The 20004-nt window shown below is 44.3% G+C and carries 13 protein-coding genes, 1 tRNA gene and 1 pseudogene; 3 read left to right on the top strand and 12 right to left on the bottom strand.

All coding sequences use genetic code 11. The annotated features are described in order from the left end of the window. Positions 1–60 precede the first annotated feature (60 nt). From G601_RS0113915 to G601_RS0113905, 3 genes are all read right to left on the bottom strand, one after another. Positions 61–3936: a phosphoribosylformylglycinamidine synthase gene (locus tag G601_RS0113915; RefSeq protein WP_026665724.1), complete on the bottom strand. Its 3876-nt coding sequence runs from the start codon at positions 3934–3936 to the stop codon at positions 61–63. Between the two features lie 67 nt (positions 3937–4003). Then, positions 4004–4594 (bottom strand): TetR/AcrR family transcriptional regulator, encoded by a 591-nt coding sequence (locus tag G601_RS0113910; protein ID WP_026493648.1) that lies wholly within the window; start codon positions 4592–4594, stop codon positions 4004–4006. 44 nt (positions 4595–4638) lie between these two features. Beyond that, complete coding sequence (locus tag G601_RS0113905; protein WP_026665723.1) at positions 4639–5106, bottom strand: hypothetical protein; 468 nt, start codon at positions 5104–5106, stop codon at positions 4639–4641. A gap of 177 nt (positions 5107–5283) precedes the next feature. On the opposite strand from G601_RS0113905, the gene G601_RS0113900 reads away from it, so the two are divergent. Next, on the top strand, positions 5284–5832 hold the full coding sequence (locus G601_RS0113900) for a VanZ family protein (RefSeq protein ID WP_026665722.1): 549 nt from the start codon (positions 5284–5286) through the stop codon (positions 5830–5832). Between the two features lie 12 nt (positions 5833–5844). On the opposite strand, the gene G601_RS0113895 is transcribed toward G601_RS0113900, so the two are convergent. Together G601_RS0113895 and G601_RS0113890 are read right to left on the bottom strand one after the other, a co-directional pair. Continuing rightward, complete coding sequence (locus tag G601_RS0113895; RefSeq protein ID WP_051201179.1) at positions 5845–6699, bottom strand: HAD family hydrolase; 855 nt, start codon at positions 6697–6699, stop codon at positions 5845–5847. Between the two features lie 25 nt (positions 6700–6724). Continuing rightward, complete coding sequence (locus tag G601_RS0113890) at positions 6725–8446, bottom strand: alpha-amylase family glycosyl hydrolase (protein WP_026665721.1); 1722 nt, start codon at positions 8444–8446, stop codon at positions 6725–6727. A 124-nt stretch (positions 8447–8570) separates the two neighbouring features. Here G601_RS0113890 and G601_RS0113885 point away from each other — a divergent pair. Then, positions 8571–8642, top strand: a tRNA-Trp gene (locus G601_RS0113885). Positions 8643–8705: 63 nt separating this feature from the next. Here G601_RS0113885 and G601_RS0113880 read toward each other — a convergent pair. Beyond that, positions 8706–10772, bottom strand: a complete 2067-nt coding sequence (locus G601_RS0113880; protein WP_026665720.1) for a methyl-accepting chemotaxis protein — start codon at positions 10770–10772, stop codon at positions 8706–8708. A gap of 324 nt (positions 10773–11096) precedes the next feature. On the opposite strand from G601_RS0113880, the gene G601_RS0113875 reads away from it, so the two are divergent. Further along, a complete protein-coding gene (locus tag G601_RS0113875) occupies positions 11097–12125 on the top strand; it encodes a 3-deoxy-7-phosphoheptulonate synthase (protein WP_026665719.1) in 1029 nt (342 codons plus the stop codon). A gap of 120 nt (positions 12126–12245) precedes the next feature. On the opposite strand, the gene G601_RS0113870 is transcribed toward G601_RS0113875, so the two are convergent. From G601_RS0113870 to G601_RS25155, 6 genes and pseudogenes are all read right to left on the bottom strand, one after another. Further along, a complete protein-coding gene (locus tag G601_RS0113870; protein WP_155834552.1) occupies positions 12246–13133 on the bottom strand; it encodes a tyrosine-type recombinase/integrase in 888 nt (295 codons plus the stop codon). Continuing rightward, a complete protein-coding gene (locus G601_RS0113865) occupies positions 13126–14418 on the bottom strand; it encodes a diaminopimelate decarboxylase (RefSeq protein WP_026493640.1) in 1293 nt (430 codons plus the stop codon). The genes G601_RS0113870 and G601_RS0113865 overlap by 8 nt, the downstream gene beginning before the upstream one ends. Before the next feature lie 124 nt (positions 14419–14542). Then, entirely contained in the window at positions 14543–15217 is a 675-nt protein-coding gene (locus G601_RS0113860; RefSeq protein ID WP_026665717.1) for a uracil-DNA glycosylase, read from the bottom strand. 80 nt (positions 15218–15297) lie between these two features. Beyond that, positions 15298–16056, bottom strand: a complete 759-nt coding sequence (gene hisF / locus G601_RS0113855) for an imidazole glycerol phosphate synthase subunit HisF (RefSeq protein WP_026493638.1) — start codon at positions 16054–16056, stop codon at positions 15298–15300. Positions 16057–16073: 17 nt separating this feature from the next. After that, positions 16074–16679: an imidazole glycerol phosphate synthase subunit HisH gene (gene hisH / locus G601_RS0113850; protein WP_026665716.1), complete on the bottom strand. Its 606-nt coding sequence runs from the start codon at positions 16677–16679 to the stop codon at positions 16074–16076. 40 nt (positions 16680–16719) lie between these two features. Beyond that, a pseudogene (locus tag G601_RS25155) lies at positions 16720–20004 on the bottom strand (hypothetical protein); the annotation flags it as partial.

Raw genomic sequence — 20004 nt, 5'->3', positions numbered from 1 at the left:
TATTTTAATACGTGATTTGCATGCAAGCATGCACTCAAACTTGCGCTTGCAAATAGCTTATCACTCAAAGTATCTAACTCCGCTCTCAAATATCTTCATATCCTGCTCACCGAAGATGTTCACTGCAACGCCGTCGCCGCGTCTCTCTGAGTGGCACATCTTACCAAGGCAGCGTCCGTCAGGTGATGTGATACCCTCAACTGCCATGTAGGAACCATTGATGTTCCAGAGGTTATCAAGATGTACCTGACCCTCAGGATCACAGTACTGTGTTACGATCTGTCCGTTCTCGAAGAGGTTCTTAAGAACATCTGTAGGTGCTACGAAACGTCCCTCTCCGTGAGATGCGGGGTTAACATATACGCCGCCAAGCTCAGCGCCCTGCATCCAGGGTGACTTGTTGCTTACAACTCTAAGATAAGCCATTGTTGAGATGTGGCGTCCGATTGTGTTGAAGGTCAGTGTCGGGCTCTCAGGGTTCTGACCTGTGATCTGTCCGTTAGGTACAAGGCCAAGCTTGATCATAGCCTGGAATCCGTTACAGATACCAAGTGCAAGACCATCTCTGTTCTGAAGAAGGTCATTTACAGCCTCCTTGATGCTCTCGTTCTGGAAAGCTGTTGCGAAGAACTTAGCACTTCCGTCAGGCTCATCACCAGCTGAGAATCCGCCGGGGAACATGATGATCTGTGCCTGCTCTATAGCCTTCTTGAACTCAGCAACTGACTCTACGATATCCTCAGCATTTCTGTTTCTGAAGATCTTAACGATTGTGTCAGCGCCTGCTCTCTCAAATGCCTGAGCTGAGTCGTACTCACAGTTACTTCCGGGGAATACAGGAATGAAAACCGTGGGCTTTGCTGTCTTATTTTTGCATACATATATATCTGAAGCTTTATATTCTTTTGTTAAAGCGCCATCCTCGAAAATGCTCTTCTTATCTGCGCTCTCTGTATCCTCCTCAGAAACAGGTGCTACTGAAGGGAATACCTTTTCAAGCTTGTTCTTCCAGTTCTCAAGAGCTTCCTCTTCGGAAATCTCTACATTACCGATTGTGAACTTACCGTCATCAGTTACATAACCGATCTCTCTTGCCTCTCTGAGAGCCAGAACATCACCGGCCTTATCAGCAGGAACCTCAAGAAGGATGTTACCGATTCTGTTTGTGAAGAGATCTTCATGCTTAACACATTCTGCAATCTTCACACCGAAGCCGTTACCGAATGCCATTTTGCTGATTGCAGCTGCAACACCGTAGCAGTCGATTGCATAAGCAGCCTTTACATAGCCCTTCTGCATAAGGTCATGGATCTCATCATAGCGAGCCATAACCTTTTCATAATCAGGAAGGTCATACTCATCTCTGTCGATAGGAAGCTCGATAAGCCAGTCGCCTGCTGCCTTGAGCTCGGGAGTAATAACATCCTTGCCCTCTGCTACATCTACAGCGAAGGACACAAGTGTAGGCGGAACGTTGATCTCGCCTGATGCTCTCTTCTCGTCACCCTCGTAGAAGAAGGATCCTGACATTGAATCCTTACCACCGATTGAAGCGATACCGAATCTAAGCTGTGCCTCGAAGGATCCAAGAAGTGCTGTAAGAGGCTGGCTCCATCTTGTCTTGTCAGCAGTCATTCTCTGGAAGTACTCCTGGAATGTAAGGTGAAGCTTCTTATAATCACCACCTGTTGCAACAATTCTTGCAACAGACTCTGTTACTGCATAAGCAGCTCCGTGATAAGGGCTCCATGATGAAAGGTACGGATCAAAGCCGTAAGCCATCATTGTTACTGTATCTGTCTTACCACCAAGAACAGGAAGCTTTGCGATCATAGCCTGTGTCTCAGTGAGCTGATATTTTCCACCAAAAGGCATTGTTACTGTACCTGCACCGATTGAAGAGTCGAACATCTCAACGAGACCCTTCTGTGAGCAGACATTGAGGTCTTCCATCTCTGCAAGCCATGCCTTCTTAACATCGTTTTCTGCAAGTGCTTTGCCTGCTGCCTCGCATGCGTATTTTCCTAAATAGTTCTCGTCCTGTTTAGGAATAAGAACCTCAACCTCAGTCTCCTGGTGAGCACCGTTTGTATCAAGGAATGAACGCTTGATATCAACGATCTTCTTACCTCTCCACTTAAGGACAAGTCTGGGCTCCTCGGTTACAACCGCAACCTTAACAGCCTCAAGGTTCTCCTCTGCAGCATACTCAAGGAACTTATCTACCTGAGAAGGATCAACAACAACTGCCATTCTCTCCTGTGACTCAGAGATTGCAAGCTCTGTTCCGTCAAGACCTGCATACTTCTTCGGAACCTTATCAAGATCTACATCAAGACCGTCTGCAAGCTCACCGATAGCAACGGATACACCGCCTGCACCGAAGTCGTTACATTTTTTAATAAGCTCTGAAACCTCAGGTCTTCTGAAAAGTCTCTGAAGCTTACGCTCTGTAGGTGCGTTACCCTTCTGAACCTCAGCTCCGCAGGTAAGGATTGAATCTGCTGTGTGAGCCTTGGATGAACCTGTTGCACCGCCGCAGCCATCGCGTCCTGTTCTTCCGCCAAGGAGTACGATGATATCTCCGGGATCAGATGACTCTCTGATAACGTGCTCCTGAGGAGCAGCACCCATAACCGCACCGATCTCCATACGCTTTGCAGCGTAGTTGGGGTGATAAACTTCCTTTACATAGCCTGTAGCAAGACCAATCTGGTTACCATAGCTTGAATAACCTGAAGCAGCTCCGCGAACAAGCTTCTTCTGTGAAAGCTTTCCTTTAAGTGTATCTGCAACCGGTACTGTAGGATCAGCTGCACCGGTAACACGCATAGCCTGATATACATAGCCTCTTCCTGAAAGCGGATCTCTTATAGCACCGCCAAGACATGTAGCAGCGCCACCGAAGGGCTCGATCTCTGTAGGATGGTTGTGAGTCTCGTTCTTGAAGAATACAAGCCAGTTTTCCTTTACAGGGCCATTGCCGTAATCAACATCGATCGGTACAACTACTGTACATGCATTGTTCTCCTCAGACTCTTCCATATCTGTGAGCTTTCCGTCTTTCTTAAGCTTCTTCATACCCATAAGAGCGATGTCCATAAGGGAGATGAACTTCTCCTCACGCTTCCCCGGATCAGCGTAAACATCCTCTCTTGCGCTTAAGTACTTATCATAGGAAGCCTTGATAGGTGCTGCGTAGAAGCCATCACCAAAGCTTACATTCTTAAGCTCTGTTCCGAAGGTGGTATGACGGCAGTGGTCAGACCAGTATGTATCAAGAACGCGAATCTCTGTCATTGAAGGATCGCGCTTTTCATCATCGTGGAAATACTGCTGAATCCACTTGAAATCGTTAAATGTCATGGCAAGTCCGAAGGACTCATAGAGCTTTTTGAGCTCATCCTCTGCCATATCCTTGAAGCCATCGAGAATCTTAACGTCTGCGGGCTCCTCAAAATTATCAACAAGAGTCTCCGGCTTTTCTTCGTCAGCGATTCTTGAATCAACAGGGTTCATGACGTACTCTTCTATTTTTGTGAGCTCGTCCTTAGAGATGTCACCCATGAGCATGTATGTAACAGCTGTACGGATAACAGGCTCCTCGTCTCCCTTTATAAAACGTACACACTGAACAGCAGAGTCAGCTCTCTGATCAAACTGTCCGGGAAGTGCCTCAACGCTGAAAACCAAAGCTCCTTCGGGAATCTCAATCTCTTCGCGATAAAGGATATCAACAGGTGGCTCTGAAAAAACTGTTGTGCAGGCCTTTTCAAAAACCTCATCGGAAATATTCTCCACATCATAGCGGATGAATTCTCTCACCTTTGTCACACTCTTAATACCAAGATAGCTCTTGATCTCCTTGCGGAGCTCCTTAGCCTTTCCGGCGTAGGGTGCCTTCTTTTCAACATAGACTCGTCTGACGTTGCTCATAAATCTCCTCCTGGGTAAATTATTATTATTCCAAATATAGAAAACGCTCCAAGAAAATCTTGAAGCATTAATTATCTGCGGGCACTAACCCCTCTAATATATATAACAATTCGCGGTCAACCGCGGCCTCGCTAACACCAATAGTTTTAGCGGATACTTTAAGACCCTCAACCACGTACATGAGGTTGCGGGCACAGCCGTACGGATCAGCACAATAGAATTCACCTGAACGTACACCGTTTTCAATTAAAGTCTGAACTATCTGAACTCCTGCGTCGAATTGCTTACGCAGAGGATTATCCTGAACGGGCATATCCTTATTAGAGAAATACTCATAGGAAGCAATAACAAGACTATTCTTCTTGCGAAGAATCTCTTTCTTCTGTTCCTTCAAGAAAAGAGCCAGCATATCGCCGGCAGTAGCGTCATTATTAAGAGCCTTGACAACAGCCTCATCGTCGTCATCATCGGTCTCATCGGATAATACGGCAAGGAAGATTTCTTCAATAGATGAGAAATAGAGATAAAGCCCCCCACGACTGATGTCACAAGCTTCTACGACATCCTTCATGGTGACGTTCTTGAATCCCTTTTCTGCAAAAACCTCGCGGGCTTTTTCCAGAATGTATTTTCTTTTCTGAGCAGACTTCTCACTCATTCAAAAAACTCCTGAAAAAATAATTATTACCGTTTGTGTTGCATTTAATAAGACATGGTTCCCCAAAAATGAATAAGGTCATCCATTTTGAAAATAAGCTCATAGAGGACTCCGGTGTAAACACCCTCTGCCCATACAGTGCCTTTTGTCTGCCCTTCAAGAATATATCTTGAAAGAATTCCCGCAAGGTCATCCATATCCATTATCTCAGCATCCTTTATAAAAATAAGCTCATCCTTATAGGTTGCAATATGATTCCTACTATATACATAGGAATAATTGCGATCGATCATATTGGTCTGCTGTGCCTGTTTTACAAAACTAAGCAGTTCTGAATCATAAACAGGAAACGGAATTGATTTAGCCAACTCATTGTTAGAATAAGTCTCGGCTACCTGTTGCTTAGTGTGTTCCTTAAGCCATGATATATATGGAGCCAGAGTTGCCACATCATCTTTATAGCGGGAAATAATATCCTCTACACTGTTTTCGCCGTCTTTTCCTTCAAACATATGACTGCCCCCTCGCATTCATTAGAATTTTACTTCTTAATAAAAGGTAAAATCTTGCGGAACGTTTTATCTCAATGAATTATAACATAAGAAGCAAAAATGTATAGATGCAATTTGTTCAAATAAAATTTTTGAGTTATACTTGGTGCTAACTAAAATGCACATGTGGAGTTTATTATGAAATATTTTCTTCTATATATAAAGCAAACACTTAGATTTGTATTAAAGCCAATGTCCTTTTTACCGGCCATTGTCATGATGTGCCTGATCTTTAATTTTTCAGGCCAGAACGGAGACGAAAGCTCTGCCCTAAGCTACAAGGTTGGTGTCGAGGTCCTTACCGTGACCAATGATGTTCTTGATAAGGGCTGGACTCCTGATCACATCTCAGAGCTAAGTGAATTCTATCAATTTTATATAAGGAAGCTTGCGCACTTTACTGAATATCTTCTGCTTGCAATAAGCGTCGCATTCCCGCTGTATGTTTACGGACTTCGCGGATTCCCACTTGTTCTGGTCGCAGGCATAATCTGCGTGGGATACGCCTGCCTGGATGAGTACCATCAGTCCTTTATTTCAGGCAGATCACCTCAGAAAAGAGATGTCATCATTGACAGCTGCGGCGTCCTGACAGGTATCATCATCACAAGGATCCTGGGCTGGACAGGAATGAACACAATTTTTAGGCCGCTAATAAACAAGCCCAAAAAGAAAAAGCGTAAGTAATCAGTGTGAGAGTCAGTCAAGAAGATGTGCGATATCGCCGTCTGCGACGACTCTCACATTTTTTGTTGTCACATTTATTTTCTTCATCTCTTCTTCGATCTTCTTATCGCTCCATCCAAAGGTATTGAGAAACACTCCCGGAAGTCCGCAGGCAGCTGCGATTCCCATGTCACATTTCATCTCGTTACCTACCATAACTGCGGATTCTCTGTCTATATCAAATTCCTTTATGAGCTTCTCCATAAACTCAGGCTGCGGCTTCTTGATCTGCTTATCAGATGAAATATATACTCCGTCAAGATATGGCAAGACTCCTGCCATCTCCAGCTCAGTCCTTGTAAAAATTCCCTGAGCATTGGATAAAAGGTATAGCTTGCAGCCATTTTCCTTAAGAGTCTTAAGCGTACTTATTGTGTTGGGATAGCATCTGTACCATTCTCTTGATATTATCCTGAAGGTATTGCTAACCATATATGCCCACTCACTGTCTGCAATATCATCAGCAGATAAAAGTCTTACCGGTTTTCCTTCGATAGTCGCAGCGGTCTCATGGTGATTTTCTGCTTCCGTAAGAAGTCTTGCAAATACTCTCTCCAGCAAAATCTCCGGGTACTCAAGCTCCATGTTGGGCTCCCATACCTTCAGAATCTTTCGAAGATGTGCTTCCTCTGCCTCGCATAGCTCAGAGTACTTTTTCTGCAACTCCTCAGGTGTATAATCTGCGCCATATGCTGAATATATTCCGGCCAGATGCTTCCAGAGTTCAGGCTTACTCTCGTCTGTCTTAATATCAACAAGTGTTCCGTAATAATCAAAAATATATGTCTTGTACAGCTTTTTAGAATTTTCAGTTGTGTTCTTTCCCATATTATTTTCCAGTCATTTTCCTCTATCAGCTTTCATCAGTAAGAATCGCTATTCCAAATGAAGGAACCGTAAGTATGTCCCCTTCAAGAGTTATATCCTCTTCACCAGTAACCAGTGTTGTGGCAAGATTTCTGTAGCCATCAGCACCCTGATCCTTACTAAGATCGATTTCTGCAGGCTCATCACCGTTGTTGAATGCGATAAGAACCTTTGCCCCCTTAGTACCCTCTGGCACTTTATCTGTTCCATCCTTTATCCAGACTACGTTTCTGTCTCCGGAAAGTCCTTCAAGAATAGTACATTTACCGCGGGCAATGGCAGGGAATCCGTTTCTTATGTGAATTGCCTTCTTATAATAATTGTAAATTGAATCAGGATCATCCTTCTGCTCTTCAAGACTGCCATAGGACATCTTAAGGCTGTCCATTCCGGAAGGTCCCTTGGTCATTCCTTCTGTGCCTTCAGCAGCCCACTGCATGGGAGCTCGCTTATTCTCATCCTTACCGGAGCCCTTCATACCAAGCTCCTCGCCATAATATATGAAGGCATTGCCGCTCATCAGAAGATTAAGGGCGCCTGAAACCTTAACGCCGTCCTTAGCCTTTTTGCCGGTGTAATAGCCTGCGCTTCTTGCCATGTCATGGTTTGTATAAAAAGGAGCGTTGATATAGTTTTCATTATATGAAGCGTATAATTCGTCCTCATCAATCTGTGCCTGCACATATCTCACGGGATCAGCTTTTCCCTTGGCACATTTTGATATGATTCCCTCACTTCCTGAAAAATCAAAATCAAAGAGAGAATCTATTCCGCTGGCATAATATTTTGCATAGCCGCCTGAAGCAGTCCAGGCTTCACCAACGATATAGGCATCAGGATTTATCGCCTTTACCGCATCCACAAACTTGGAGAGCTGCTCAGTACTCATAGTTATGTCATCAGTAGTAAACTGTGTTACCGCATCCATTCTGAAGCCGTCGCAGCCAAGATCTATCCAGAATTTTGCTATATCAGCAAACTCCTTCTGAACAGCCTCGCTATCAAGATTTAAGTCAGGCATTTCTGACCAGAACTGGCACTCATAATACCAGTCAGCACCCGGAACCTGCTCATAGCCAGACTGTGGCTCTTTTGAAAAGTGGTAGTAATCAATGTATGGACATTCCTCAGCGTTTGGCTCTGCGCCCTCGGGAAGACTCTTAAGATATTCGGTAGCTTCCTTAAACCAGGTATGCTGGGACGAAGAATGATTCATTACCGTATCGTTTATCACACGGATCCCGCGCTTGTGAGCCTCCTCCACAAGCTTCTTATAGTCATCCAGGGTTCCGTACTCCGGGTCCACGTTACAGTAATCTGTTACATCATATTTATGATAGGTTGTAGATGGGCATATCGGCATGAGCCAGATTTGGTTACACCCAAGATCATCATTTGTATTTGGGTCGCCATCATTTATATAGTCCAGCTTATCTATAACTCCCTGGAGGTCTCCGATTCCGTCACCGTCACTGTCATAAAAGGAATAGACGAATATTTCATAGGTTGTTCTATATACATCATCTATTGGATCCCCATATATTTTGCTTTCTTCTGTTTTGGCTTCTTCTGTCTTTTTCTCTTCTTTTTCTTCTACAGCTTCTTCTGCCTTATTATCTACAGGCTCTGCAGCCTTCTTACCACATCCTGCGACGGTGCAGCAGATAGCCATTCCTGCCAGAATTCCCGCTAAAAATCTCCTTTTCATAACGCCTCCTGTTTGCTAACATATACTTTGCATTTTACTATTTGTTTTTATTTAAAAAAACTGTTTACATTATTTTTTCTCTATGCTATAATTTCATTCGTTGGCGACAGAAAGCGTCAAGGATAGGGGAATCATACAATGGCTAGTATTGCGGTCTCCAAAACCGTTCATGCGGGTTCGAATCCTGCTTCCCCTGCTAGTTAAAAAGACCGTTCACTTATGTGAGCGGTCTTTTCGTATTCTTACATTTTTTCTTATATTATCTGAGCTTGAAGTTCTTAACTATTCCATCAAGAGTAACAGCGATATCCTCCTGCTTCGTAGACATGTCACTGACATTTTCTACTACATCAGCAACAGTATTGATGGAATCTGTAATATCCGAACTGTGTGATGCAGTCTCCTGTGTGGACTCTGCGATGTTCTGGATAGCGTTGTTTACTTCGTTCATTGCATTTCTGATATTCTCAACCATCTGAGAGATCCTATCAGACTGAGAACCAAACGACTGAGCATCATCGCCATACTGACGAGCTACATGAACGAAATTCTCATAGTCAGGTGCTGCTGTATCATTGACAAATCCAAGGAGTTCCTGTGAACTGTCTGTCAATGTCTTGAAAGCATCCTGTACGCCATCAATTGTTGTCTGGATCTGCTGAACTGCCTCTGCAGTATCGCTTGCAAGCTTGTTGATCTCAGATGCAACAACCGCGAAGCCTTTACCATGCTCTCCTGCTCTTGCAGCCTCGATGGATGCATTCAGTGACAGAAGGTTGATCTGGTCTGCGATCTCAGCAATGGACTGAGCCATGTTGCTGATTTCCTCAACAACCTTTGCCTTTTCTGAAGCCTCAGCAAGCTCTCTGCTTCTCTCCTGAGCGATGTTGATTGCATTGTCATAAGCCTTCTGGCTGCTCTGTTCAATCTCCTGAGCTCTTACCATAATTTCCTTGGTTGCTGCAAGGCTCTCTTCACTGACCTCTGCAAGACTCTGAACTGAAGTATTTACTTCCTCAACAGAAGCACTTACTTCCTCTGTTGCTGCGCCTGAAGACATCATCGCATCGTTAACACCTGACATGTTGCTCTGAATCTTTTCAAACTGGCTTGTAAGCTCATTAGCCATGGATGATAGTGATGAGCTTGCGGTACTGATATTTTCAGACTCATCAGAAATCTGACTTATTACGGTACGGTTAGACTCGTACATATTATTAAGTGAATCGCTCATCTGACCAAGCTCATCACCTGATTTATTAAACAGCTTTGATACTGTAAAGTCACCGCTGGCAAGAGCGCCTGCAAACTTCTTAACATTTGCAAGGTTCTTTGAAATAGCACGTACAAGAAGAATTACTACAATTGAGCTTATAAGCAGTGCTGCGATAAGAATTGAAATCATTATAAGTCGAAGAGAATTAACCTTCTTCTCCAGCTCATCCTGATTCATTCTGATCATAAGCTTCCAGTTTACATCCGGAATAGTTCCGAATGTAATAATGATGAATTTTCCTGCTTCCTCAAATCTTGCCTGGCCTGATTCTTTTCCCAGAACCTCTGAAGCGGCTGATGCAAGAGATGCATTCTCATCTGCTGTAATGTTTGCTCCATCAGAAACCTTCTTGCTATCTGAAGTATAGAGATATGTACCATCAGAAGTAGTAAGAATAGCTGAACCGGTCTCCCCAACCTTGATAGCCTCTGCGATTCCTGAAATAGAATCGAGCACCAAATCTACAGTCACGCATCCGATGAACTGTCCTGAAGGATTGTAAATAGGAGCTGAACATGTGGACATGATTGTTCCTGAAGTAGGATCATAATATGGATCTGTTATCTTTGCAGTTCCCTTCTGAAGAGCCTTTGCATTGGTATAGTATTCCTGGTTGATATAATCATACTCAGCGTTACTGTAATCCCATGTCTCCACGATGGAACTACCATCCTTATACCAATAAGGTCCCTGATACTCTTCCTCTGCAGAATATGCATAGGGCTCAAACCATATTCCGGCACCGGATATCATGTCATTATCATTCTGAACGTTTGAAAAAACGTCCTTATAATTTTCCATGGTAGCCGTCTGATAGGTGCCGCCAACGGTCTCAGCAAGCCCTATTGCCGTAGCCTTTATCTCATCCAGATAGCCTTTAACCGTAGCAATATTGCCATTTACTATGGCATTATTTCTCTCCTCAGTCTGCTCCTGGATAAGCGCACTACTCTGAGTAACACTGACATAAGTCATCAGAATCATTGCGATAGCTACAATAGGGATAATTCCTACCAGCATCTTAGCCATTATTGACATTTTCTTCCACATAATCAGACCCCCTCGTAAATGAATCTAGGAAATCGCATTCTCCAAAAAACAATTTTCATTATCTCTGTAAAAATGCAGATTTTTTCTTCATGTGTCTATATAAATCTTATCATATTCGAAGTCTTCAATTATCAAAAATTCGATTATTTTTTATTAAACTTTTAAAAAATAAATCAAGATTTAAGAGCGAAATAATTTATACTTTTTTAATAAAATGAATTATTATGCGTTTACTTTCAGACTTTAACGTGGTATAGTGGAAAACGAAATGTTTTTTCTGTATCATTACTTATTATAAATAGAACTTTCGGAGGTATTATCACTATGTCTTTTCAGTATATACAGCAGCTTCCCTCTCCCGAGGAAATAAGAGATGAGTTCCCTCTTAAGAAGGAGCTCGCTGAGCTTAAGAAAAATCGCGATGCACAAATTGCTGATGTTCTCACAGGTGTAAGCGATAAGTTCATGGTAATTGTTGGTCCCTGCTCAGCAGATAATGAAGATGCTGTTTGCGACTATGTTTCAAGGCTTGCTAAGGTAAACGAGAAGGTAAAGGACAAGCTGATCATCGTTCCCAGAGTTTATACCAATAAACCCAGAACAACCGGTGAAGGCTACAAGGGTATCACATCCCAGCCCGATCCTGAGGGAAAGACCGATTTCCGTGCAGGTCTCATCGCTATGCGTCACATGCAGATCCGTGCCATTGAGGAGTCCGGCCTTACTGCTGCCGATGAGATGCTCTACCCTGAGAACTGGGGCTATGTTGAAGATATTCTTTCATATGTAGCAATAGGTGCTCGTTCAGTTGAGGATCAGGAGCACCGTATGGTTGCCAGCGGATTTGGCGTTCCTGCAGGAATGAAGAATCCTACCAGCGGAACCTTAAGCGTAATGCTCAATTCCGTATATGCAGCTCAGCTTCCTCATTCCTTCGTATACAGAGGCTATGAGGTTAAGACCAACGGTAATCCCCTTTCACACTGCGTACTTCGTGGTTCACAGAATAAGCACGGTCAGTCACAGCCCAATTACCACTACGAGGATTTAAGTCTTCTCGCTTATCTGTATTCAGAGAGAGACATCAAGAATCCTGCTGCGATCATTGATGCAAACCACAATAACTCAGGTAAAAAGTACAAGGAGCAGATTCGTATCGTCAAGGAAGTGCTCCACTCCAGAAGCCAGAACAACAACATCCGCGACCTTGTTAAGGGTGTTATGATCGAAAGCTATATCGAGGAAGGCTGCCAGAAGATCGGCGAAGGTATTTATGGAAAATCCATCACAGATCCCTGCCTTGGTTGGGAAGATACAGAGAGACTTCTTCTTGATATTGCAGATCTTGTATAAAAAAGGAATCTCATAGGAAGCTCAATTCCTATGAGATAAATATACAGACAAAAATTTACCCCAGCATATAAATGCTGGGGATTTTTTGTTCTCCTAAGTACGTTACTTATAACGACGGCATCAATGCGTCCTGTCGTAAACGTCTCTTAAATAATCACGATTTTCTCTTGCGTATCTTACAGTAGATACAGGGCTGACATGTCCCATCATGATCTGAACAGCCTCTATATCAGCACCACGCTCAACAAGATGAGCTGCAAAGCTGTGTCTTAATGCTTCAGGTGTTATCGACACCTTTATCTGTGCCTGACTGGCATATCCCTTAACAAGCTTCCACACACCCTGTCTGCTCATGGCATCGCCCTGATAATTTATGAAAAGAAGCTCTTCATCTGTACTCTTGATAAGATGTCTTCTTCCATCCTGAAGATATCTCTGTAAAACCTCTTTAGTTCTCTTATCAAAAGGAATAGTCCTATCCTTTTTATCACTCCTGCACTCGATATTACCAAGCTGCATATCGATGTCTGAGACCTTAACAGCTATAAGCTCTGATACCTTGATTCCTGTAGCATACATCAGCTCGAGCATGGCTGAATCACGCTGTCCCTTTGCGGTTCTTGTGTCAGGCATATTCATCAGATCTTCTATCTGTTTTCTTGTAAGTACGTTAGCCTTAGGCAGCTCTACCTTCGGTGCTACCAGATTCTCTGAAGCATCTATAGCTACCATCTCACCCTTTACGAGGTGCTTAAACAGTGCCTTTATTGATACGATATTCCTTGCCATCGTGGCAGGTGAATATCCTTTTTGTGAGAGTATTTCCAGATGATCCTTCAATACTCTCTCAGTTATTCCCGATACCTCGGTAATGTTATGCTCGTTTAAATAATCCTGTAATTTGTTGAGGTCACACTGATAGGATTTTGCCGTATTCTGGCTCATGTGACCGGAAAGCTTGCACTCAGTAATAAAATCCTGAATAACGTCCATTTCTAGTTTACTCAAATTCCTTCATAATTTTGTCAAGCTCGGAAAACATAGGCAGCTGATCCAGAGTCGCAAAGTAATCTCTGGGAGTCTGTGCTCTTCTGATCTGCTCTACGCTACCGTCTTCTTTTAATAAGAGTTCAGCGCACCACAACTTGCCGTTGTAATTATACCCCATTGCGAAGCCATGTGCACCTGCATCATGAATAAAAAGATAATCTCCCATATCAATCTTGGGAAGCTTTCTGTCTATCGCGAATTTATCGTTGTTCTCGCAAAGTGATCCTGTAACGTCGTATACATGATCAAGAGGAGCCTCCTCTTTTCCAAGAACAGTGATATGATGATATGAGCCGTACATAGCAGGTCTCATAAGGTTAACTGCGCAGGCATCAACACCGATGTACTCCTTATAGATGTGCTTTTCATGGATAGCCTTGGTAACAAGTGCACCATAAGGTCCGAGCATGAAGCGTCCCATCTCTGTGTAAATAGCAACATCACCCATTCCTGCAGGAACAAGGATTCTCTCGTACTCCTTACGAACACCCTCCCCGATAACTGCGATATCATTACCTGTCTTATCAGGCTCATAAGGGATTCCTACACCTCCTGAAAGATTGATAAAGCATACATCAGCTCCTGTCTCCTTCTCAAGCTCGACAGCAAGCTCAAAAAGCTGAGCTGCAAGTGTGGGATAATACTCATTTGTTACTGTATTACTTGCAAGGAAAGCATGAATACCAAAGCGCTTAACACCTTTACTCTTAAGGATTCTGAAGCTCTCAAAAAGCTGTTCCTTAGTCATTCCATATTTTGAATCACCGGGGTTATCCATGATTCCATTACTCATGGTGAAAACTCCGCCCGGATTGTATCTGCAGCTTATTGTCTCCGGAAGCTTTCCTCCCAGTGCCTCTTCTGCAAACTCGATATGTGTAATATCATCAAAATTGATGATGCCACCAATCTTGTCACAATAGACGAACTCCTCTGCAGGAGTATCATTTGATGAAAACATGATGCTCTCACCGGTAGCACCAATAGACTTACTGAGCATAAGCTCTGTTATTGAAGAACAGTCAAAACCGCACCCCTCAGCCTGCAATAACTTCATGATCATCGGGTTAGGTGTAGCCTTTACAGCAAAATACTCCCTGAATCCAGTGTTCCAGGAAAACGCCTTCTTTACGGCTCTCGCATTTTCCACAATTCCCTTTTCGTCATATAAATAGAACGGTGTTGGGTAAGTCTTTGCAATATTTTCAACCTGCTGCTTAGTTACGAATGCTTTTTTCATAATATCCTCATGCTCTCCTGTTCTCTATATTGTAATTATCCAAAGCTAATACTCGGAAACTTTTTTCACTTTACTACGTTATCACGAAAAAGTATTTGTGTCCAATATTATTTTGAAAAAATCATCATTAAATGTTCTCAATCTGCCAATCTATCGGCTCCAGATTGTTAGCCTTGAGAAACTCATTGCACTGTGAAAAGTGTTTGCAGCCAAAGAATCCACGATACGCTGAAAGCGGACTTGGATGAGGCGCAGTAAGAATCAGGTGCTTGGGATTGTTAAGCATAGCCATCTTAGACTGTGCAGGCTTTCCCCAAAGCATATACACGATAGGTCTGTCCTGCTCGTTAAGAGCTTTGATGATGGCATCGGTAAAGTGCTCCCAGCCCCTTCCCTTATGAGAATTAGCAGCATGTGCTCTAACCGTGAGAACTGTGTTAAGAAGGAGTACTCCCTGATCTGCCCATTTTTTCAGATATCCATTATTTGGAACATAGCAGCCAAGATCATCCTTCAGTTCAGCATAAATATTCACAAGAGACGGCGGAGCGTCCTGTCCGGGAAGCACCGAAAATGACAAGCCGTGTGCCTGTCCCGGCTCATGGTAGGGGTCCTGCCCCAGTATCAGCACCTTTACATCCTTTAAAGGTGTAAGATGCAGTGCATTAAAAATATCATCCGCAGGTGGATAAACCACCTTGGAATGATATTCATCAAGTACAAATTTATATAAATTTTTATAATATTCCTTGCCAAATTCTTCCTTCAACGCAGGAAGCCAGTCATTGGAGATCATCGGCATAAAAAATCACACCCTTCTTTCATATTATCGAATACCTGAAGCTGTTTTCACATCAGCGTGTCTGTCTTCCGGTTAAACAATCAAAGTCTTACAGGCACGTTCTTATCTCGCAGGTACTCCTTAACCTCGCTTATCTCAAGCTCCTTGTAGTGGAAAAGAGAAGCTGCAAGCGCTGCATCAGCGCCGCCCTGTGTGAGCGCCTCATAGAAATGCTCGCAGTTACCTGCTCCGCCTGAAGCAATAACCGGAATAGAAACAACATCTGCTACTGCTCTTGTAAGTTCAAGATCGTAGCCGTCTTTCGTGCCATCTCCATCCATACTTGTAAGAAGGATCTCACCGGCGCCACGTCTTTCTGCCTCCTTGGCCCATTCAATGGCATCAAGACCTGTGTCTATTCTTCCGCCGTTTTTATATACACTAAAGCCACCCTTATCATTTCTCTTGGCGTCAATCGCAACAACTACGCACTGTGATCCGAACTTCTCAGCTGACTCTGTAATAAGGTCAGGTCTGTTTATTGCAGCTGAATTTATCGCAACCTTATCAGCCCCTTCTCTGAGTACGGCTCTAATATCCTCTACGCTTCTGATACCGCCACCTACAGTGAAGGGGATAAAAATCTGCTCAGCCACTTTTCGTACAAGATCAACTACTGTATTCCTGGCATCTGATGTAGCCGTGATGTCAAGAAAGACAAGCTCATCCGCTCCGGCCTTGGAATATGCCTTACCTACTTCCACAGGATCTCCTGCGTCGCGAAGCTGGACGAAATTTATACCTTTTACAACTCTGCCATCGTTGACATCGAGGCATGGGATTATTCTCTTAGTAAGCATGTTTTTTCCTTTTCTATTTAAATACTGAGGAAATTCTTCAGAATCTCCATTCCGACTTCTGCGCTCTTCTCCGGATGAAACTGGCATGCAAAGACGTTTCCCTTTTCAACAGAAGCATCTATTGTAGTTCCATACTCGGTTGTCGCTGTTACTATGCTCTTATCATCAGCATCAAGATAATAGGAATGGACAAAATACACGTAAGAATCCTCATCTATTCCCTTAAAAAGTCTACCCTTGTTAGGATATGTCAGGCTGTTCCATCCGATCTGAGGAACCTTCAACACGCCATTATCCGGAATTCTTTTTATTTTACCACGCAAAATGCCTAGACCCAAAACTCCTTCTGACTCATCACTTGAATCAAACAGGAGCTGCAAGCCCAGGCAAATTCCCATAAACGGTGTTCCGCTTCCAGCTACGTCGCGGATGACCTCCGTAAGTTTATATTCTTCCAGTTTTCTCATCGCATCGCCAAAGGCACCAACTCCTGGCAGGATCACGCGATCTGCCTTCATGATCTCCTTGGGGTCTCTGGTTACGAGAGCATCTGTTTCCAAAAACTTAAAAGCGTTAACAACACTTTTTATATTACCGGCATCGTAGTCAATTATAGCAAGCATCAGTAGGCATCTCCTTTTTTGATGTCGACCTCTGCATCTATCACTCCGGCATTATAAGTTCTATTGTTCCGGTGGTTTCCATTATACGTCTCGTGTATTCAGGCTTAGTCTTAATCTCATTTATCTCTGCGATATCCTGAGAAGACAGTCCATATTCAGAAGAGAGCGTCGACTCGATATTAGAATACACGCTTTGAACCTCATTGACAACCTGAAACTCTTCAGCTTCTCCCATTATCGAATCCTTTGTCTTCATTGCTATCAGCAAAATATCCAATGCTTCATCTTCCATTTTCATGGCTTTATAGCTCTTGTAAGCATTGAAATAATACTGCGCACTGGTCATTACTCTGGCCTGATGATACATAAGACTCTGCTCTTCGTTAAGCTGTTTTCCATATAAAAGCTTATATGCTGTCGCGTAATCCTGCTTCTCAAATGCACTGTTTGCGCGGCCCATGATAATTCTTCCCGGAAGAAGAAGTGCAGGAAGTGAAAACAGAACGCCAATACTAAATGCAAAGAGCACAGCAATTGCAACCTTCTTAGGTGCAAGTGCCTTCTCCGGAACGCCGTCATCCGGCTTCGGCTTCTTCTCCTTCTTCGGTTTTTCCTTCTTCGGTGGCTTCGGCTTCTTTTCCTTCGGTGGCTTCTTTTCCTTCGGCTTCTTTTCTTTCTTCTTTTTCTCTTTCTTAGCCTTCTTGCCATCCTCTGCTGCCAGCTCATCAAGAACCTGCTGGTTCTCATCTGTCAGACTTGCAAGCTCATCCTCCGCAGACTTCGGATTCAGGTCTTCATCTGTCTGTGTGAGTACTTTGAAAAGTGCAGCGAAAATAAGGAAGATAATATTAGGTCTGCGCTTCTTTTTCTTGCCGCCTTCCTCACCCTCTTCAGGTTCTTCTCCTGAAAGTCTCAGAGCAATATCATCATAATCTCCGCCATTGTCATTGACTTCATCAGGATCAGGAATATCATCTGAAAGTCCGATATCATCAAGACCTTCTTCTCCCATCGCTCCAAGAATATCTTCGGGATTTACATCCTCTCCCTCTGCGCCGCCTTCATCCAATCCGCCTGCATCAAGGCCCATATCGTCGAGGCTTATCTCTTCAGCACCTGCTCCCTCTTTTTCATCAATATGAGCGGTGCTTTCAACGTCCTCGGCATCATCACTTGCAAGGCTATTCATGATCGCATCAAGATCAGGCATCTCAACATCAGCGGGTTCACTTCCTCCTGCCTCCGCTTCCGAAGAATCTCCGCCAAGATCTTCAAGCATGCTGTCGAGATCCATATCGGCGCCTATGTCTTCGCCGTCCTCAGCTACGTCATCAAGATTTTCTCCTGAATCCTTTAACAGGTCATCTAGCTCTGCGCTGACTGATTCAAAATCAATATCTGATTCCTCAGCTGCAACCTCGCCCTCTGTTCCGCCTTCATTCATAGCGTCAGCGAACTCTGCAAAGGCATCTGCCAGCTCTGCCTCATCAGCAGTCGGCATGGGCTCTTCACCACCGCCTTCACCAGCGGGCTCTCCCAGGTCTTCCGGAGTAAGATCATCAACAGCTATCTCATCAAGAGGAGCTTCCTCCGCAGCAGGCTCTTCTGCAGGAATATCCTTCAGACTAATCTCCGGCATTTCCTCTGCCGCGGCTGCTTCTCCTTCAGCAGAAGCTTCACCTGCTGCCGCTTCTTCGGTATCAACGCCCATTTCAGCCATCATTTTCTCGATGTCTTCAGGAGACATCTCTTCTGATGCCGCATCATCTGCGGCGGGTTCATCTAATGATAATTCAGGATTATCTAAGGATGCTTCTTCTGCCATCGGAGCCTCCTCTGCTGCCGGTGCTTCTTCTGTTGCTGGAATATCCTCCAGACTAATCTCCGGCATTGCTTCTTCTGATACCTCTTCCAGAGGTATCTCTGGTGCTACTTCATCTAACTGAGATTCCTCAATAGGCATCTCAAGTGCTACTTCTCCTGCCAGATCACCCAAGTCAATGTCAGGTGCAACTTCTGCTGTCTCGGGTGTTGGTGCTTCTGCAGCAGGCTGTTCTGCCTCTGTTGCTACGCCCATCTCTGCCATCATCTTCTCGATGTCTTCTGGTAACATCTCTTCCGATCCTGCTTCTGCTGCAGGTGCTTCTACTTCTGGTATATCTTCTAATGCTATCTCCGGTGTTGCTTCTGCAACTGGTTCTTCTGCTGCAGGCATCTCTTCAACAGTAGGTGTTTCCTCTGCTGCAGGCACCTCTTCCTCAGGTATATCTTCTAATGCGATTTCTGGTGTTGCTTCTGCAACTGGTTCTTCAACCGCAGGTGTCTCTTCAACAGTGTGCATATCAACTGCAGGAGCTTCTTCTGCAACAGGCTGATCTGCCTCTGCTGCAACGCCCATCTCTGCCATCATCTTCTCGATATCTTCAGGAGACATCTCTTCTGATCCTGCTTCTGCTGCAGGTATCTCTACTTCTGGTATATCTTCTAACGCAATCTCAGGTGTTGCTTCTGCAACAAGTTCTTCAACCGCAGGTGTCTCTTCTGCAACAGGCTGATCTGCCTCTGCTGCAACGCCCATCTCTGCCATCATCTTCTCGATATCTTCAGGAGACATCTCTTCTGATCCTGCTTCTGCTGCAGGTATCTCTACTTCTGGTATATCTTCTAACGCAATCTCAGGTGTTGCTTCTGCAACAAGCTCTTCGACCGCAGGTATCTCTTCTGCAACAGGCTGCTCTGTCTCTGCTGCAGTGCCCATTTCCGCCATCATCTTCTCAATGTCTTCTGGCGACATCTCTTCGGTTGCTGCTTCTACAACTGGTGCTTCTGCCACAGGTTCTTCTGCAACAAGTTCTTCAACCGCAAGTGTCTCTTCTGCAACGGGCTGCTCTGCCTCTGCTGCACCCATCTCTGCCATCATCTTCTCGATATCAGCGGGTGACATCTCTTCGGTTGCTGCCTCTGATGCAGGTACCTCAACTACGGGTTGTTCTTCTGCTACAGGCATTTCAACCGCAGGTGTCTCTTCTGCAACGGGCTGCTCTGCCTCTGCCGCAGCACCCATCTCTGCCATCATCTTCTCGATGTCTGCAGGCGACATCTCTTCTGATGCTGTTTCTGCTTCAGGTGCTTCTGCCACAGGTTCTTCTGCAACAAGTTCTTCAACCGCAGGTGTCTCTTCTGCAACGGGCTGCTCTGCCTCTGCCGCAGCACCCATCTCTGCCATCATCTTCTCGATGTCTGCAGGCGACATCTCTTCTGATGCTGTTTCTGCTTCAGGTGCTTCTGCCACAGGTTCTTCTGCAACAAGTTCTTCAACCGCAGG

It is taken from the genome of Butyrivibrio sp. FC2001 (assembly GCF_000424125.1).
In the GTDB taxonomy this organism is placed as follows: Bacteria; Bacillota; Clostridia; order Lachnospirales; family Lachnospiraceae; genus Butyrivibrio.
The sequence above is the reverse complement of the archived record's forward strand: the minus strand, read 5'-3'. Positions and strand labels throughout refer to the sequence as shown.

Bases quoted from the DNA above. Each gene is read 5' to 3' on its own strand.
- G601_RS0113915 (WP_026665724.1), bottom strand. From the start codon at position 3,936: ATGAGCAACGTCAGACGAGTCTATGTTGAAAAGAAGGCACCCTACGCC.
- G601_RS0113910 (WP_026493648.1), bottom strand. From the start codon at position 4,594: ATGAGTGAGAAGTCTGCTCAGAAAAGAAAATACATTCTGGAAAAAGCC.
- G601_RS0113905 (WP_026665723.1), bottom strand. From the start codon at position 5,106: ATGTTTGAAGGAAAAGACGGCGAAAACAGTGTAGAGGATATTATTTCC.
- G601_RS0113900 (WP_026665722.1), top strand. From the start codon at position 5,284: ATGAAATATTTTCTTCTATATATAAAGCAAACACTTAGATTTGTATTA.
- G601_RS0113895 (WP_051201179.1), bottom strand. From the start codon at position 6,699: ATGGGAAAGAACACAACTGAAAATTCTAAAAAGCTGTACAAGACATAT.
- G601_RS0113890 (WP_026665721.1), bottom strand. From the start codon at position 8,446: ATGAAAAGGAGATTTTTAGCGGGAATTCTGGCAGGAATGGCTATCTGC.
- G601_RS0113880 (WP_026665720.1), bottom strand. From the start codon at position 10,772: ATGTGGAAGAAAATGTCAATAATGGCTAAGATGCTGGTAGGAATTATC.
- G601_RS0113875 (WP_026665719.1), top strand. From the start codon at position 11,097: ATGTCTTTTCAGTATATACAGCAGCTTCCCTCTCCCGAGGAAATAAGA.
- G601_RS0113860 (WP_026665717.1), bottom strand. From the start codon at position 15,217: ATGCCGATGATCTCCAATGACTGGCTTCCTGCGTTGAAGGAAGAATTT.
- hisF (WP_026493638.1), bottom strand. From the start codon at position 16,056: ATGCTTACTAAGAGAATAATCCCATGCCTCGATGTCAACGATGGCAGA.
- hisH (WP_026665716.1), bottom strand. From the start codon at position 16,679: ATGCTTGCTATAATTGACTACGATGCCGGTAATATAAAAAGTGTTGTT.